General features: G+C 68.7%; 10 protein-coding genes. 1 reads left to right on the top strand and 9 read right to left on the bottom strand.

Annotated features, from left to right (window positions below; translation table 11 throughout):
• Positions 1–5: 5 nt before the first annotated feature.
• From BM436_RS23750 to ndk, 4 genes are all read right to left on the bottom strand, one after another.
• On the bottom strand, positions 6–1,004 hold the full coding sequence (locus BM436_RS23750; RefSeq protein ID WP_093558023.1) for a helix-turn-helix domain-containing protein: 999 nt from the start codon (positions 1,002–1,004) through the stop codon (positions 6–8).
• 13 nt (positions 1,005–1,017) lie between these two features.
• Positions 1,018–1,866, bottom strand: coding sequence for a type IV pilus biogenesis/stability protein PilW (gene pilW, locus BM436_RS23745; RefSeq protein WP_093558022.1), 849 nt, complete (start codon positions 1,864–1,866; stop codon positions 1,018–1,020).
• Positions 1,866–3,038: a dual-specificity RNA methyltransferase RlmN gene (gene rlmN, locus BM436_RS23740; RefSeq protein WP_093558021.1), complete on the bottom strand. Its 1,173-nt coding sequence runs from the start codon at positions 3,036–3,038 to the stop codon at positions 1,866–1,868. Before rlmN ends, pilW begins: the two co-directional genes overlap by 1 nt.
• Positions 3,039–3,132: 94 nt before the next feature.
• Positions 3,133–3,558, bottom strand: coding sequence for a nucleoside-diphosphate kinase (gene ndk, locus BM436_RS23735; protein WP_093558020.1), 426 nt, complete (start codon positions 3,556–3,558; stop codon positions 3,133–3,135).
• Between the two features lie 251 nt (positions 3,559–3,809).
• Between ndk and BM436_RS23730 the strand changes: the two genes are divergently transcribed.
• Positions 3,810–4,490, top strand: coding sequence for a Bax inhibitor-1/YccA family protein (locus BM436_RS23730; RefSeq protein WP_093558019.1), 681 nt, complete (start codon positions 3,810–3,812; stop codon positions 4,488–4,490).
• 47 nt (positions 4,491–4,537) lie between these two features.
• Here the strand turns inward: BM436_RS23730 and pbpC are convergent, their stop codons facing one another.
• The 5 genes from pbpC to BM436_RS23705 all read right to left on the bottom strand — a co-directional run bounded on the left by pbpC (position 4,538) and on the right by BM436_RS23705 (position 16,108).
• Positions 4,538–6,613, bottom strand: a complete 2,076-nt coding sequence (gene pbpC / locus BM436_RS23725; protein ID WP_093558018.1) for a penicillin-binding protein 1C — start codon at positions 6,611–6,613, stop codon at positions 4,538–4,540.
• Positions 6,614–6,753: 140 nt separating this feature from the next.
• Positions 6,754–12,504 (bottom strand): alpha-2-macroglobulin family protein, encoded by a 5,751-nt coding sequence (locus BM436_RS23720; RefSeq protein WP_093558017.1) that lies wholly within the window; start codon positions 12,502–12,504, stop codon positions 6,754–6,756.
• Positions 12,505–12,635: 131 nt separating this feature from the next.
• The gene (gene rlmD, locus BM436_RS23715) at positions 12,636–14,027 is read right to left on the bottom strand and encodes a 23S rRNA (uracil(1939)-C(5))-methyltransferase RlmD (protein WP_093558016.1); all 1,392 of its coding nucleotides are present in this window, start codon (positions 14,025–14,027) and stop codon (positions 12,636–12,638) included.
• Between the two features lie 124 nt (positions 14,028–14,151).
• Positions 14,152–15,153, bottom strand: a complete 1,002-nt coding sequence (rpoS, locus tag BM436_RS23710) for an RNA polymerase sigma factor RpoS (protein ID WP_093558015.1) — start codon at positions 15,151–15,153, stop codon at positions 14,152–14,154.
• 13 nt (positions 15,154–15,166) lie between these two features.
• Positions 15,167–16,108, bottom strand: coding sequence for a peptidoglycan DD-metalloendopeptidase family protein (locus BM436_RS23705; protein WP_093558014.1), 942 nt, complete (start codon positions 16,106–16,108; stop codon positions 15,167–15,169).
• Between the last annotated feature and the right edge of the window lie 34 nt (positions 16,109–16,142).

The raw sequence follows: 16,142 nt of genomic DNA, 5'->3' as shown, positions 1-16,142 counted from the left end.
GATGCTTACTGGATGTTCACGCGCGAGATTGTACCGCCCGCCACCGGCGGCAGCGGCAGCGGCGCGCCGCGCAGCGTCGCCTGCACGCCGGTGGGCTTGCCGACGACCAGCAGGGCCGGGTCGGTGATCTCGAAGGTCTCCGTGCTGCCGGCCTTGACCAGGCGCGAGATCAGCGCCGGCTTGCCGGGACGCTTGATTTCCACCCACGAATCCTCGCTCACCTTCAGCACCAGCGTGGCGGCGGCTGCCGGCGCGGGCTGCGCGGCGGCCGGCGCGGCCTGGGCCGGCGCGGCCACCGCCGGCGCGGCGGGGACGGCGTTCGCCGGCGCGGCCGGAACCGTGCCGGGCGCGGCGCCCGCGGCTGGCGCGCCCACACCGGCGACCGGCGTGCCGGCGCCGGCGGGCGCGCCGGAGGCGTCGGCCGGCGGCGGCACCGAGATCAGCGGCACGTTGGGCGACTGCAGCGGCGCGGACGCGGCGCCCGCGGCGGCCGGGTCCACCGGCACCGTCGCCACGGCGGGCGCGGCGGGGGCGGTGGCTTGGCCCGGCTTGATGTTCGGGAACAAATCCAGATGCCAGGCGGCGAACGCGGCCGCCACCACGGCGGCCACCGCCGCGCCCATGATCCAGCCGGTGGGCTTGGACGAGCGCTCGGTCAATTGCGGGAAGCGCGACTCGGAGAAGGTCGCGGAAATCCGTTCGCGGCGCGCGGGCGGATGCTCGTGGCCGGCGATGGGATTGACCTCGATCATCGCCACCAGCGGTGCCGCGTCCAGCTTCACCACCTTGGCGTAGGCGCGCACGAAACCGCGCGTGACGGCCATGTTGGGCAGCGACGCGTAGTCGCCCGCCTCCAGCGCCGCCACCTGGCGCGGCGCCAGCTTCAGCTGGTCGGCGATCTGGTCCACGGTCAGCCCCATCGCCTCGCGCTGGGCCGCCAGCTGCGCGCCGGGCGCGCCCGGGCCGGACTGTTTTTCAGGCTGCTGCGCCCACTCAGAATTCATAGGTGTACCTGTGTCACTCATCAAACGCCCCACGTTGATAGGCAGCATATTCCGGCGAGGCGGAATGGTGGCGCCGCAATTGCGTCGCCCAGCCCGATTCCGCGCCCTTGTCGCCCAGTTTATGCTGCACCCTTATTGCAAGCCACAGCACGTCAGCCGCGAGGCTGTCGGCTTTGGCGACTTTGCTCAGCCGGGTAATGAAAAAACCGGCGCGTGCATAATCGCGCCGCTCGTAGTAGATCCGCGCCAGATTGGCGTTGGTCGCCGGCACGTCCGGCGCCGTCTTCAAGGCCGGCAGTAAATACTTCTCGGCCGTGTCGTAATCCTTTTGCTTCATGGCGCAACCGCCCGCGTTGTTGTACGCGTTGGCGGGCGACTGGTAGCTGGTGTTCGCCAGCGCAGCGTCGAAATGCTTGAACGACTCGGCCACCCGGCCGGTGCTGCACAGGAAGGAACCGTAGTTGTTGCTGATCTCCGGATTGCGCGGCGCCAGTTTCATGGCGCGCACGAAGTTGTCCTCGGCCAGTTCGCGCTCGCCCATGCCCATGTAGATCAGGGCCCGCACGCCGTAGCCGTCGGCGTTGTCCGGATCGGCGGCGATGGCCTTCTTCACCTCGTCCAGCGCGACCGGCAACTGGCCCTGCTGGTAATAGCCGATGGCCAGCTGCAGCCGGATCTCGGCGCGCTTTTGCGCCGCCGTCTGGTCCGACGCCGTGGCCAGCTCCGCCCTGCCGCTGTTGCCCGGCTCGGCCGTGCCGGAGGCGCAGCCGGCCAACAGTCCGGCCAGCACGCCGGCCGCGCCGGCGCAGGCCGCCCCGAAGGCGGCCAGGCGGCGCAGGCTGCGGCGGACTGTCACGGGCATCAGGAACGGATCTCCACGATCTTGCCGAAGTTGGCGCCGAACTTCTGCTGGTACTCGGCCATCTTCTCCATGCGCTCGGCCACGCGGGTGCGGTCCTGCACCTCGCCGGCCAGCTGGCCGCAGGCGGCGTCGATGTCGTCGCCGCGCGTCTTGCGGATGGTGGTGACGATGCCGGCGTCCATCAGGACCTGCGCGAACTCCTTGATGCGCGGGTTCTTCGAGCGCAGCAGGCCCGACTCCGGGAAGGGGTTGAACGGGATCAGGTTGAACTTGCAGTTCACGCCCAGATCGCGGTGCTGGACCAGCGCCACCAGTTCGCGCGCGTGCTGGTCGCTGTCGTTGACGCCGTCCAGCATGCAGTACTCGAAGGTGATGAAGTCGCGCGGCGCGAACTCCAGGTAGCGCTTGCACGCGGCCATCAGCTCGGCCAGCGGGTATTTCTTGTTCAGCGGGATCAGGCCGTCGCGCAGCGCGTCGTTGGACGCGTGCAGCGACACGGCCAGCGCCACCGGCACGTCCTGCGACAGCTTGTCGATCATCGGCACCACGCCCGAGGTGGACAGGGTCACGCGGCGGCGCGACAGGCCGTAGGCGTTATCGTCCAGCATCAGCTTCAGCGCGGTGGCGGTCGGCTCGTAGTTCAGCAGCGGCTCGCCCATGCCCATCATCACCACGTTGGTGATCTGGCGCTCGCCCTTCGGGCCGGGCTCGATACCCTTGGTGCGGCGCAACTCGAATTCGGCCATCCACAGCTGGCCGATGATCTCGCCCACCGACAGGTTGCGGTTGAAGCCCTGCTTGCCCGTCGAGCAGAAACGGCAGTTCACGGCGCAGCCGGCCTGGGTGGAGATGCACAGCGTGCCGCGGTTGTCCTCCGGGATGAACACGGTTTCCACGGCGTTGCCGTTGCCCACGTCCACCAGCCACTTGCGGGTGCCGTCGGACGAGGTGTGGTCGCTGATGACGGCCGGCGCCGTGATGTGGGCGCGGGTCTTCAGCTTGTCGCGCAGCGACTTGGCCAGGTCGGTCATGGCGTCGAAATCGGACGCGCCGAACTGGTGGATCCAGCGCTGCAGTTGTTTCGCGCGGAACGGCTTCTCACCCAACTCCGCACAATAGGCGATCAGTTGCGCAGGATCGAAGTCCAGCAGGTTGGTGAGGGTCGTGTCCATAATCTTGCTCGAATCATTTCAAAAAAGACTGCGCCCCGGACGACGCCGGGGCCACAGGTACTACGTCATACAGTGTGCCGCGTTGATCCGAAGATTAACGGGAGTACACGTTCAGTGCTGGGAAGTAGTAGGCGATTTCCACAGCGGCGGTTTCGGCGGCGTCCGAACCGTGCACGGCGTTCGCGTCGATCGAGTCGGCGAAGTCGGCGCGAATGGTGCCTTTTTCCGCTTTCTTAGGATCGGTCGCGCCCATCAGGTCGCGGTTTTTCAGGATGGCGCCTTCGCCTTCCAGAACCTGGATCATCACGGGACCGGAGATCATGAAGTCGACCAGATCCTTGAAGAATGGACGGGCGGCGTGAACGGCGTAGAAGCCTTCGGCTTCCGCACGGGACAGTTGCACCATGCGCGCGGCGATGACCTTCAGGCCAGCGCCTTCGAAGCGGCTGTAGATTTGGCCGATAACGTTTTTAGCGACTGCGTCTGGTTTGATGATCGACAGGGTGCGTTCGATTGCCATTGAAAAACTCCAATAAAAAGAAAGGTTTAAAACAAAATTGATGATTCAATCAACCCTTGATTTTACCATAGAACACCCCGCGCGACCGGATATTCCGTGGCCGGGCACGCTTCCCGGTCCGGTTTTCGCCCCGTTTCCAGCCCTCCGCAGGCCCGTTTAAGCCCCCTTTAAGCCGTTTTTCTCCCCCTGCCGCCAGGACATGCTATGCTTTTAACAAGCGGTAATCCGCAATTCACTTATTTGGAGGCTTTATGGTTAACATGCAGAAGACCTACGACCTGGCGGGCAGCCGTCAGGTGGTGCGCCACAACGTGCTGCGCAACACCTACTGGTTGCTGGCGATTTCGATGATCCCGACCGTGCTGGGCGCGGCCGCCGGCGTCGCGTTCGGCGTGCCGATCCCCCGCGGCTTCATCGGTTTCTTCCTGTTCCTGGCGGTGGCCTGGGGCTTCATCTGGGGTATCGAAAAGAACAAGAACAGCGGCGTGGGCGTGGGCCTGCTGCTGGGCTTCACCTTCTTCATGGGCCTGATGCTGACGCCGCTGCTGACGCGCACCCTGGGATTCTCCAACGGCGGCTCGCTGATCATGATGGCCTTCGGCGGCACGGCGGCCGTGTTCGCGACGCTGGCCAGCGTGGCCACCGTGTCCAAGCGCGACTTCTCGGCGATGGGCAAATGGCTGTTCGCGGGCGTGATCGTGGTGCTGCTGGCCAGCCTGGCCAACATCTACTTCCAGATGCCGGCGCTGCACATCGCGATCTCGGTGCTGGTGATCGCCATCTTCTCCGCCTACATCCTGTATGACGTGCAGCAGATCGTGAACGGCGGCGAAACCAACTACATCAGCGCCACGCTGGCCCTGTACCTGAACGTGTACAACATCTTCAGCGCGCTGCTGTCGCTGCTGGGCCTGGGCGGCGACCGCGACTGACGCGCCGCCCCGCTCCAAGCAAAAAAGCCGGCTTTCGCCGGCTTTTTTCATGGCGCGCCACCGCGCACCTGGAAGCGCGCGACGGCCAACGGCCGCGCGTCCGCGTCCACCAGCGCCAGCTCGTGCGCGCCCGGCGACGGCCGCCAGCCATGGCGCTCGGCGGCCGGGCCGATATCCTCGCCGTCCAGCCGCCAGCGCAATCCGTGTCCCGCCTGCGCCTGGAAGAACACGCGCTGCCGCGCGTCCGGGATGTCGGGATCGATGGCGATGATGGTGGCGTCGGCCGGGTACAGTATCCTGGGCGCGCGGCGGCCGTCGTCCACCAGCTCGATCCGGTCGCTCTCGGTGCCGGCGATGAACCATTCCGCGCGCGGCGGCTCGACCGCCGGCTGCCACGTCACCTCCCGCTTCACCACGCCCGCCGGCGCGGCGGGCGCCCGGCCGGGCCGGTCCCGGTGCAGATAGTCCATGACCTCGCGCCAGACCGGGGCCGCGCCGGTCACGCCGGACACGTCCCACATCGCCCCGCCATCGAAATTGCCGACCCAGACGCCCACCGTGTAGCGGTCGCTGTAACCCATGCACCAGTTGTCGCGCATGTCCTTGCTGGTGCCGGTTTTCACGGCGGCCCAAAAGGTGGCGGCCAGTTCGTTCTTCAGGCCGAAGGTCGGGGCGCGCGCGGCGCGGTCGGCCAGGATGTCGCCCACGATGAAGGCGGCGCGCGCGTCCATCACACGCCGCTTATCCTCCGGCGCGCGCGGCCGCAGCGTCACCGCGCCCATCATGCCGCCGTTGGCCAGCGCGCGGTAGGCGTTGGCCAGTTCCAGCAGCGTGACGTCGGCCGAGCCGAGCGCGATCGAATAGCCGTAGAAGTCGGCCGGTTCGGTCAGGCTCTCCATGCCCAGCCGGCGCAGGCGCTCGTGGAAGCGCTCCAGGCCCACCATTTGCAAGGTCCGCACGGCGGGCACGTTGAGGGAGCTGGCCAGGCTGGTGCGGGTGCTGACGTAGCCCTTGAATTCGCGGTCGTAGTTTTGCGGGATGTACAGGCCGGAGGCGGTCGGGATGTCTACCGCCGTGTCGTCCAGCAGCGAGGCGGCGGTGAGCTGTCCGCGTTCCAGCGCCAGCGCGTACAGGAAGGGCTTGAGCGTGGAGCCGGCCTGGCGCGGCGCGGCCACGCCGTCGACCTCGGTGCCGCCGGCGTTGCCGACGTAGGCGAGGATGTCGCCGCTGGCGTTGTCCAGCACCACCACCGCCCCGTCCTGCACATTGCGCGCGCGCAGCGCCATGATCTGCTGGCGCAGCGCGGCCTGGGCGTGGCGCTGCAGGGCGGCGTCCAGCGTGCTGCGGACCTCCTTGGCCGGGGACTTCAGCAGCTGTTGCGCGGCGTGCGGCGCGGGCGCCAGCGCCTGCATGGCGGCGGAGCGGGCGAAGGCGTTGTCGGCCAGCTGGTCGATGCGGTCGCAGGGCGCGCGCAGCTCCCTGGCCAGCGCGCAGGCGCGGCGCGCCACCAGCCCGGGCGCGGCGCCGGGGGCGCGCAGCAGGCTGGCCAGGATGGCCGACTCGGCCAGGTTCAGGCCGGACGGCGCCTTGCCGAACAAGGTGCGCGCGGCGGCGCCCACGCCTTGCAGCTCGCCGCGGAAGGTGACGAGGTTCAGGTAGGCTTCGAGGATCTGCGGCTTGGTCCAGGCCTCGTCCAATTCTTTCGCGGCCTTGATCTGGTCCCATTTTTGCGACCAGTCGCGGCCGGTGGAGCCGGGCCTGAGCGCGGGGTCCAGCCGGGCGGCCAGTTGCATGGTGAGGGTGGAGGCGCCGCGCGGGCGGCGGCGGAACAGGTTGTCCCAGGCGGCCTGGCCGAGCGCGGCGAGGTCGACCCCGTCGTGCTGAAGGAAGCGCTGGTCCTCGGCCTGCATGACGGCGGCGCCCAGGCTGGGCGAGATGTCGTCCAGCCGCACCCAGGACAGGCGGCGCGCGGCCATGTCGATGCGCAGGGACTGGATGGGGGCGCCGTGGCGGTCCAGCAGCATGGAATCGGAGGCGCGGTGGGCGGCGCGCACCTGCTCGTAGGAGGGCACGGCGGCGTATGCCGCGGCGGACTCCGCCGCGGCCGCGCAGGCCAGCAGCATCGTGGCTGCGACCAGCCGCGCGCTCCCCGGCCGCCGCCAGGCGCCGGCGGATCCCGCCGGCGAGGCGCGCGGCGCGCCACGGCCGGGCTCGTGTCCGAATGTCGCGCCTGACACCGATGTGGCGGGGGTAACTTTTCGGGTCATTTGACGGTGACGGCGGGGTTGGGGGCTTCGCCGTAGGCGTCGGGGCTGTACATGGCTTCGACGCGCGTGGGCGGCAGCTGGAATTGGCCGGCGTTGTTGAGGCGGACCGTGTATTCGATGCGCCATTTTCCCTTGGGGACGTATTCGTAGTAGCTGCGGTAGGCGTCGAACGTGCGCTCCTGGTAGGTGGGCCAGACCCGGCCGCCGCCCGCCTCCCCGGCCGTCAGCAGTGTCGAGTCGGTGCCGAAGCCGGTGCCGAGCACGGAGGCGCTGGCGGGGATGGGGTCGTCCACCACCACCCAGGTCATGTCGCTTTGCGCCTCCAGGTCCAGCCGCACGCGGTAGGCGTCGCCGCGCGACCAGGCGTCCTTCGCTTTCTGCTCGACCGGGGTGATGGTCTTGACGATCCGGTAGCCGGATTGGATCGGCGCCTTGAGCGGGATCGCGGCCAGGCTTTGCACCGTGGCCCAGGGCTTGCCGCCGCCCGCGTGCTTGAGCGTGAGGTCGGACGCGCCGCGCGGCCACGGCAGCAGCGCGCTGCCGCTGGTGGTGTCGGCGTCCAGGGCGACGCTTTTGGCGGCGCCGCCGATGGACGCGGTCGCGCTGCCCGACACGGGCTCGCGCTCGAACGCGGCGGTGAACTTGTCCATGGCCAGCACGCCCCAGGCGTTGGCGACCGTGGTGTCCCAGTGGCCCTTGCGCTGCCGGCCCAGCGCGCCGCGCACCAGCCGGCCCATGTCGTCCTTCCAGGCGGGGTTGTCCATCATGGCCAGCAGCAGGCGGTTGGCGTTGCCGTCGGCGGACGCCATCAGCCACCACCAGTTGTCGGTGCGCTCGGTGGAGAAGCCCATCGTGGTGCCGAACATGGTGAGCCGCGATTTGAGGATCTGCTCCGCCCGCGCCAGCCGCTGCTTGCGCTGTTCCAGCTTGTCGGTGCGCCGCAGGATCAAGTACCAGTCGATGACGGCGGAGGTGGGCCACAGATTGGGCTCCAGCGTGAACGATTGCAGTTCGGCCTCCGTCACGCGGCCGGAACGCGACAGCGCTTCCAGCGCGGCCAGTTTGCGCACCGCCAGGTCGGCCGTGGCGAGCGGCGAACCGCGCAGGATGCGGCCCTGCACGAAACCGAGCAAGGCGTCCTCCATGCGGATTTTCAGGTGCTCCGGTATCGGATAGCCGGCTTCCCGCACGGCCGACAGCACGTAGGCGGTCAGGCTGTCGCTGCCCATCTCCATGACGGGGAAGTATTTCAGCAGGCCGTCGCCGTCCAGGTAGGCGGGGATCTGGCCGGCCAGCCGGGTCCAGCCCTCCTCGTCGCGCAGCGCCAGCGCGCGGGAGGTCTTTTGCTCGAAACAGGTGTAGGGATAGGCCAGCATATGGTCGCGCACGCCCGGCAGTTCGCCGCCCAGCCGCGCGCTGAACAGGGTGCGCACGCCGCCCCGGCCCGGCAGGGCGTCCGCCGGGGCCTGCACGGACATGGTTTGCGGCTTGTCCAGCTGCAGCAGCGTGGCCTGCACGGTGCGCACCGGCACGGCCGCCTTCACCGCCTGCTTGACCTTGACGCGGTCGGCGGCGGCATCCGGCCCGCCCGCCGCGGCGGCGCCGCCGGCGCCCAGGACGCGGGCGCTGACGTCCCACGCCAGCTCGGTGACGCCGGCCGGCACCTGGTGCTCCCAGCCCACTTCCCGCGCCTGCCCGGGGCCGATGGACACGCTTTGCTTCGGCAACTCCCTGGCGCCGGCCTTGCCGCCCAGCTCCACGTTCAGCGCCCCCTCCGTCGTGTTGCGCAGCGTGAAGCCGGCGTGGAAGCGGTCGCCCTCGCGCACCAGCGCGGGCAGGCCGGACAGCAGCATCAAGTCCTGCGAGCTGCGGATGTCCACGCGGCCGGTGCCGAACAGGTCGGCGTTGGCGCTGCCGATGGCGACGATGCGGAACGCCGTCAGCGAGTCGTTGAGCGGCACCTGCACGCTGGCCTCGCCCTGCGCGTCCAGCTTCACGCGGGCCTTCCAGAACAGCAGCGTCTCGAACAGTTCCCGCCCTCCCCCTTTGCCGCCGCCACCGCCGTGCGCGACGGCCTTGCGGCCGAAGTGGCGCTTGCCCACCACCTGCATCTGCGCGGTGGCAGTTTCCACCTGCAGGCTGCGCTGCTGCATCATGGCTTCCAGCAGGTCCCAGCTTGTGTTGGGCATCAGTTCCAGCAGGCCGGCGTCCACCGCCGCCAGCGCGACCTCGGCGCCGGCCGGCGCGGGCGTGCCGTCGGCGCGCGTGACCTTCACCCTCACCTGCGCCTTGTCGCGCACCTTGTAGACTTCGCGGTCGGTCTTGAGCTGCACTTTCAGCTCGTGCGCGGCCCAGCCCACGCGCAGTTGCGCGAGGCCCATCTTGTAGGCGGGCTTGCCCAGGTCGACCAGCGCGGTGGGCTGCACGCCCGCCACGCGTCCCCGCACCACCATGGCCGAGACATACACGTTGGGACCGTAGTTCGGCTTGATGGGGATGGTGAACACGGGCGCGCCGCCGGACAGCGGCCGCACATAGGTGTCCAGTATGCCCTCCCGCTCCACCGTCACCAGCGCGGTGGCCTCGCGGAACGGCATGCGCAACTGGAAGGTGGCGCTTTCGCCCGGCTCGTAGCGCTTGCGCTCGGGCAGCAGGTCGACGCGGTCGTCGTCGCTGGCCTTGAACCACCAGTCCTCGCCATCGGCCACCCAGGTTTCGCGGTGGGTGATGGCTTCGTTGTCGTTCCGGTCCCGCGTTTTCGCGCGCAGGATCAGGTTGCCGGAGGCGGGCGCCTTGGCGCTGCACAGCAGCAGGCCCTTGGCGTCGGTGGCGCCCTCGCAGGCGAGGCCCAGCTGCTTGATCTCGCTGCTGTTCTCGTAGGCGTAGAAGCCGCCGATCAGGCGCCGGCGGTGCGAATAGTGCAGGCGCTGGAAGAAGTCCACCGTCACCGGCGCGCCGGCCACCGGTTTGCCGCGCACGTCGAGCACGGCGACCTGGAACTTCAGCGCGTCCTTGCTCAGCACCCAGCTGTCCGGCTTGATGCCGATCACGTGGCGCGAGGGCCACAACGGAATGCGGGTGGACGAGGACAGGGTCTCGCCGTTGGCGTCCTGGTAGGACATCTCGGCCACCAGGTCCTGCGGCGTGTCCAGCCGGGGCAGTTGGTCGATGACGACGCGCGCGCCGCCGTTGTGATCGAGCGTGACGGTGCGCGTCTTGACCGGGCCGCGCGCCGCGCCGTCCGCCGCCGCGGCGGCGGCCTCGCCCTCCTCGCCGTCGCCCTCGAACTCGCCGTCGTCGCCGTCGTCGCCGTATTGCCGCGCGCCCTCCTTGCCCGCCTTGACGTCGCCGGCGCTGAAGCTGAAGTCGTCGTAGTCGTCGAAGCCGACGCCACGCCCCTCGAGCAGCGTGCGCAGCTTGACCGCCGCGCCGGACGCGCCGCCGCCGGACAGGTAGCTGAGCTGCACCGTGACCGGCAGTTCGGCGGGCCGCACGGCGGGCGTGGCGGGTCCCTGCAGCAGCGCCTTCATGGTGGGCACGCGGAACTGCTCGACGCGGAAGCGGCCCAGCTCCACGCTGCCCACCGAGACCGCGTACCAGCCCTGCTTCGCGTCCGCCGGGATGGCCCAGGTGTTCTCGGCGATGCCGCCCGCGCCCCAGGCCAGCGGCAGTTCGTATTTCTGGTCGCTGCCCTCGTGGGTGACGAGCAGCGTGGTGGACTTGGACAGCCAGTCCGCCGCGCCGGACGCGTACCCGATGCCGGAAGACGTGTGGCGGCGCGCGAAGTGCTTCATGTGCACCGTCTCGCCGGCGCGCAGCAGCGTGCGGTCGAACACCGTCGTGGCCATCAGGTTGGGGGCCTTGTGGTTCTCGGTCGGCACGCCGAAGCGCCAGGTTTCTATGCCCTGGTTCCAGTTCGACACCGTGAACGTCATGTCGCCGCCGCTGCGGGCGGTGACGAAGTAGCCTTCGTTGTAGTGGCACTGGCCGCCGTCCAGTTCCTGGCGGATGTTCGCCACGCCGCTGGCGTCGGTCTTCCCTTGCCACAGCAGCGCGCCTTTGCAGTTGCGCACCGCCACCTGCGCGTTCGGCACCGGCTGTCCCTTGTCGAGCGACGTCACCCACACCAGCGAGGACTCGGCGCCATGCTTGAAGTGCGCCACCATGTTGGTGACCAGCGCCGCCGCGCTGACATAGGCGGTTTGCGAATTGGCGGGCTGCCCCAGGCCCCGGCCCAGCCTGGGACTGGCCAGTTCCACCACATAGAAGCCGGGCTTGCGCAGCGGGATGCCGATCACCTCGAAGGCCTTGCGCCCGCCCGGCTTGGGCAGCGTGAAGCGCTGCGCCGCAGGCGCGTCCCGGCCCGATAGCAGCGAGTCCTGCAGCCGCCATTGCTCGCCGGGCAGCCAGCCGGACTCCATCTTCGGATTGCTCATGCGGCGCAGCCATTGCATCACGCTCTGGTCCTGGTCATCCACGCGCAGCATGCCGCCGCTGGCGGGGGCCATGCGCGCCGCGATGCCCGCCTCCACATTGCGCACCGTGACCGGAAGCAGGCGGTCTCCACGCGCCTCGATGATGCCGAAGCGGGCCGGGAACTTGACCAGCGGCGGCTGTTCGCCGGTCTGCACCGCCAGCGGGAAGTTGGCCGCGTTCAGCAGCGCACGGCCGGCGTCGTCCTTCAAGCCGGCCGGCAGCGACAGGCGGAAGCGCGCGTTTTCAGGGAAGGGGCCGTCGAAGGTCACGCCCTGCACATGTTCGGGCGCGGGCTCGCCGCCGGAGGGCGCGGGTATGGATGCCTGCCAGCGCTTGCCGCCCGGCCCCGTCAGCACGGCCGCGCGCGCGTCGGCGGCGCGCACCGGCGAGTTGAAGTTCAGGCGCATGGGCGTGATCGGCAGGCACGGGCCCTTGCGCGTGGCGCGCTCGCAGCTGAAAGCGGCGGTGAACTCGGGCCGCACGGTGTAGGCCAGCGCCTGGTCCTCCTCGTTGGCCAGGCCGCTGGAGGCGGCGATGGCCGCGCCCCACACCAGCGACACCTTGGCGCCCGCCGGCAGGTTGCGCTTGCACTGCAGCGCCACCAGCGGCTGGCCGGCCAGGCGCGCGTCGGTGAACGGCTTGTTGCGCTCCCATTTGCCTCCTTGCGCGGCGTGGAAGGCCGCCAGCACGCCATCGGCATATCCCCTGCGCGCGGCCAGCGCCTGCTCGCGTTCCGCGCCGGACAGCACGCGCACCGGTATGCGCTCGTTGATGCCGTCGGCGCGGCACCAGGCGTGGGCCGCCACCGTCTCCGCGCGCGGCGCGGCGTCCAGCGCCAGCAGGAAGACTTGCCGCTCGTCGATCTGCGCGCCCTCGTGGGGCAGGCTGCGCCGGATGGAGGGGCCGCCGGTGTTGAAGCGGGCCTCGCGCGCGCCCTCCAGCGGCTTGCCCGCGATGTCCTTCAAGTCCGGTTTCAAGGTGAAGCGGCAGGCCAGGCCGGCGGGCAGGTCATGATCGAAGTCGTAGACCCAGTTGCGGCCGTCGACCCAGCGCCCCTTGCCCTTGCCGGCGCAATCGACGTCGAAGGGATCGGTCAGCCGCAGGTCGCCGAAGGGGACCACCTGGCCGCTGAACCTGGCCTGCGCCTGCCTCACCTGCTTGACCGCGCCGTCGGGCGTGAAGGCCTCGACCACGGTCTGCGCCGCCGCCGGCAACCCGGCGGGCAGCAAGCCAAGGCACATCAGGCTCACAAGCTTGGACAAGTTGCGCATACCGGCTCCTGGCTGTTCGAAGTGAACAGCCAGTGTTGCAAATACCGCAACCCGTGTCAATGCGCGGGGCATGCGCGGAACATCCGCGGTCGGCGCGCCGTCTCGCGGCGGCGACGCTTGCCTTCCTGGAGTTACAGGCTCTCGTCGTCGCGGCCGTCGGCCAGCTTGCTGACCTTTGCGTCCGGGTCGAGGTCGAACACGGCCATCGATTCCACGTGCGAGGTGTGCGGGAACATGTTGACCACGCCGGCCTGGTTCAGCCGGTAGCCGCACAGGTGCACCAGCACGCCGGCGTCGCGCGCCAGCGTGGACGGGCTGCACGAGACGTACACGATGCGCTTGGGCAGCAGCGCGGGATTGGTGCGTTTGAGTTCGGCCAGCGCCAGCGACAGCGCCATCGCGCCGTCGCGCGGCGGGTCGATCAGCATGCGGTCGAATTTGCCGAGGGCGACCAGATCGTCCCCGGTGACCTCGAACAGGTTGCGCGTCATGAAGGTGGTTTTCCCGGACACGCCATTGACCTTGGCGTTGGCCAGCGCGCGCTCGGTCAGCGAGGTGCTGCCCTCGATGCCCACCACCTCGCGCGCCTGCGTCGCCAGCGGCAGCGTGAAGTTGCCCAGGCCGCAGAACAGGTCGGCCACGCGGTCGTCCTTTTGCACGTCCAGCAGGCGCAGCGCCTTGCCGACCAGCGAGCGGTTGATGTGGTGGTTCACCTGCGTGAAGTCGACCGGCTTGAACGGCATGCGCACGCCGAACTCCGGCAGCAGGTAATGAAGCTCTTTATCGAGCGGGTAGAACGGGTGGGCGGTGTCCGGCCCCTTGGGCTGCAGCCACCATTGAATCTTGTATTGGTCCGCGAAGGCCTTCAGCTTGGCCTCGTCGTCCGCCTTCAGCGCCTCCATGTTGCGCATCACCAGCACCGTCAAGTCCTCGCCGATGGCCAGTTCGATCTGCGGCACCTTGTCGTACAGGCTCAGGGAGCCGATCAGCGCGCGCAGCGGCATCAGCATGTCCGACACGTGCGGCGGCAGGATCTGGCAGCTCTGGATGTCGGCCACGAACACCGATTTCTTTTCGTGGAAGCCCACCAGCACCGTGTTCTTCTTGGCCACCCAGCGCGCGGACAGGCGGGCGCGGTAGCGGTAGCCCCAGGTCGGGCCGTACATCGGGCGCATCATGTTGGCCGGCTTGACCTTGGAGAGGTGCCAGAGGTTGTCCTCCAGCACGCGCTGCTTGATGGCCACCTGCGCGCTCGGCTCCAGGTGCTGCATCGAGCAGCCGCCGCAGTAGTCGAAATGCACGCATTTCGGCTTCACGCGCATGGACGATTCCTTGTGCAGCGCGGTCATGCGGGCCGCTTCCCAGTTCTTCTTTTTCTTGAAGGTTTCGAAGCTCACGCGCTCGCCCGGCAGCGCGCCTTCGACGAACACCACCTTGCCCGGCGTACCGTCTTCGTTTTCGATGTGGCCGACGCCGCGGGCGTCCATGTCGAGCGATTTGATTTCGATGGTGTTGTCTTGCATGGCGGGTAAAAGGGGAGCTTACGGGAGGGCGATATGATAGCAGATGCCGCGCGCCGAAAACCAGGAGCGAAGGGCCGGGGTCAGCCCCGTCCGGTCTGACCCCGGAATTTGCGGTGGGTTTTGATTACAGCAGCGAGTCGCGCACCACGCCGCGGGCGGCCATGGCGCGCTTGAGCTTGACCAGCGCCTCCTGCTGGATCTGCCGCACCCGCTCGCGCGTGACGCCCATTTCCTCGGCCAGCGTCTCCAGCGTGGCCGGATCGTCGTTGTCCAGCCCGAAACGGCGCATGATGACGATGCGCTGCTTGTCCGGCAGCTTGGTCAGCCAGTCGCGCACCAGCACCGTCATCTCGTGGTGCTCGGCGCGGGCGTCCGGGCTGTCCTCGCTGTCGCCGGGCAGCATGTCCATCAGCGAGGACTGGGGGTCGTTGTCCAGCGGCGCGTCCAGCGAGGTGGCGTGCTCGGACAGCGCCAGGATGTCCTGCACCTCCTCCACCGGCCGCCCCACCAGTTCCGCGATGTCCTCGGCGGTGGCGTCCTTGCCGTTGTGGTGCTGCGCCTCCAAGTGGTATTTTCCGCGCAGGATCTGGTTCAGCTCGCGCACCATGTGCACCGGCAGGCGCACCGTGCGCGCCTGGTTCATGATGGCGCGCTCGATGCTCTGGCGTATCCACCAGGTGGCGTAGGTCGAGAAACGGAAACCGCGCTCGGGCTCGAACTTGTCGATGGCGCGCATCAGGCCGATGTTGCCCTCCTCGATCATGTCGAGCAGCACCACGCCGCGGTTGATGTAGTGCTTGGCGATCGACACCACCAGCCGCAGGTTGTGCTCGATCATGGTCTGGCGGGCGCTGAAGTCGCCCGCCTTGGCCAGGGTGGCGAAGTGCACCTCCTGCGCCGCCGTCAACAGCGGCCGGGTGCCGATCTGGTTCAGGTAATGCTGGGTGGTGTCGGTGGACAGTTCGGCCGCCAGCACCTTTTTCAGTTCGTCGACGCTTTCCAGCACCGTCGCGACCTCGGCGACCGTCTCGCCGTCGATGCCTTCGCCGCCGACATCGTCGCTCTGCTCGTCCGGGAAGTCCTCAGGCGAGTCGTCATCCAGTCGGTCGTGCGGCGAGTGTGTCATGGGCTCTGGCTAGCTAGCGGTTAGGCAGGAACTTTGATGGATCGACCGGCTTGCCCTGCTGCCTGATTTCAAAGTGCAGCTTGACGGCGTCGGTGTCGGAATCCCCCATTTCTGCGATCAGCTGGCCCTTGCTTACGCTTTGGCCCTCCTTCACCAGGATGGCCCGGTTATGGGCATAGGCTGACAACAGACTATTACTGTGCTTCACAATGACGAGATTACCATAACCTCGGATGCCGCTACCGGCATACATCACTTTTCCCGCGCCGGCCGCCATCACTTGCTGGCCCGGCTTGCCGGCGATGTCGATGCCCTTGTTCTTGCCCTCGTCGAAGGTGGCGACCACGCGCCCCTCGGACGGCCAGATCCAGCTCAGCTCGCGGTCCTCGGCGCTCAGTTGCATGGCCGGCGCCGCCGGGGCCGGCGCCGGCGCGATCGACGCCACCTGGGTCGGCGCGCGCTCGCCGCGCTCCGGCTTGCCGTTGCCCTCGGCGCCCTCGGGACGCTGCAGCTCGGCCAGCGCGCCCTCGGTGTACGGCTTCTTGTCGCCGCGCGGGCCGGTTTTCTTCGGCACCGGCGGGGTTTTCTCGATGGTGCTCGGGGTCTGCACGGCGCCGATCTGCACGCCGTTGCCGGCCTCGGGCGGCAGCACGCGCAGCACCTGGTCCACCTTGATGTCGTTCGGGTTGGCCAGGTTGTTCCAGGCCGCCAGGTCGCGGTAGTTCTGGCCGTGCTCGAGCGCGATATTGATCAGGGTGTCGCCCTTTTTCACCGTGTACAGGCCGCGCTCGTCGCGTTCGCGGCGCGCGTCGTCGCTGGGCGACGCGGGTTTGACGGTGACCGGGGCGGGCGCGGTCGTGCGGTCGACGACCGGCGCCTGGATGGGAGTGCTGGTGCAGGCACTCAGCAAGGCCATGATGACGCTCAATAATAAAAGGGAACTCTTCTTAACCATACTCATTCTTAAAATTTGATCTTCTTCGCCGGAT

Origin of the sequence: Pseudoduganella namucuonensis (assembly GCF_900116645.1) — a bacterium.
In the GTDB taxonomy this organism is placed as follows: Bacteria; Pseudomonadota; Gammaproteobacteria; order Burkholderiales; family Burkholderiaceae_D; genus Rugamonas; species Rugamonas namucuonensis.
This window is presented reverse-complemented; position numbering and strand designations above follow the sequence as displayed.

Excerpts from the sequence above, each read along its gene's own strand:
- BM436_RS23750 (WP_093558023.1), bottom strand. The coding sequence starts at position 1,004 with ATGAATTCTGAGTGGGCGCAGCAGCCTGAAAAACAGTCCGGCCCGGGC.
- pilW (WP_093558022.1), bottom strand. The coding sequence starts at position 1,866 with ATGCCCGTGACAGTCCGCCGCAGCCTGCGCCGCCTGGCCGCCTTCGGG.
- rlmN (WP_093558021.1), bottom strand. The coding sequence starts at position 3,038 with ATGGACACGACCCTCACCAACCTGCTGGACTTCGATCCTGCGCAACTG.
- ndk (WP_093558020.1), bottom strand. The coding sequence starts at position 3,558 with ATGGCAATCGAACGCACCCTGTCGATCATCAAACCAGACGCAGTCGCT.
- BM436_RS23730 (WP_093558019.1), top strand. The coding sequence starts at position 3,810 with ATGGTTAACATGCAGAAGACCTACGACCTGGCGGGCAGCCGTCAGGTG.
- pbpC (WP_093558018.1), bottom strand. The coding sequence starts at position 6,613 with ATGCTGCTGGCCTGCGCGGCCGCGGCGGAGTCCGCCGCGGCATACGCC.
- BM436_RS23720 (WP_093558017.1), bottom strand. The coding sequence starts at position 12,504 with ATGCGCAACTTGTCCAAGCTTGTGAGCCTGATGTGCCTTGGCTTGCTG.
- rlmD (WP_093558016.1), bottom strand. The coding sequence starts at position 14,027 with ATGCAAGACAACACCATCGAAATCAAATCGCTCGACATGGACGCCCGC.
- rpoS (WP_093558015.1), bottom strand. The coding sequence starts at position 15,153 with ATGACACACTCGCCGCACGACCGACTGGATGACGACTCGCCTGAGGAC.
- BM436_RS23705 (WP_093558014.1), bottom strand. The coding sequence starts at position 16,108 with ATGGTTAAGAAGAGTTCCCTTTTATTATTGAGCGTCATCATGGCCTTG.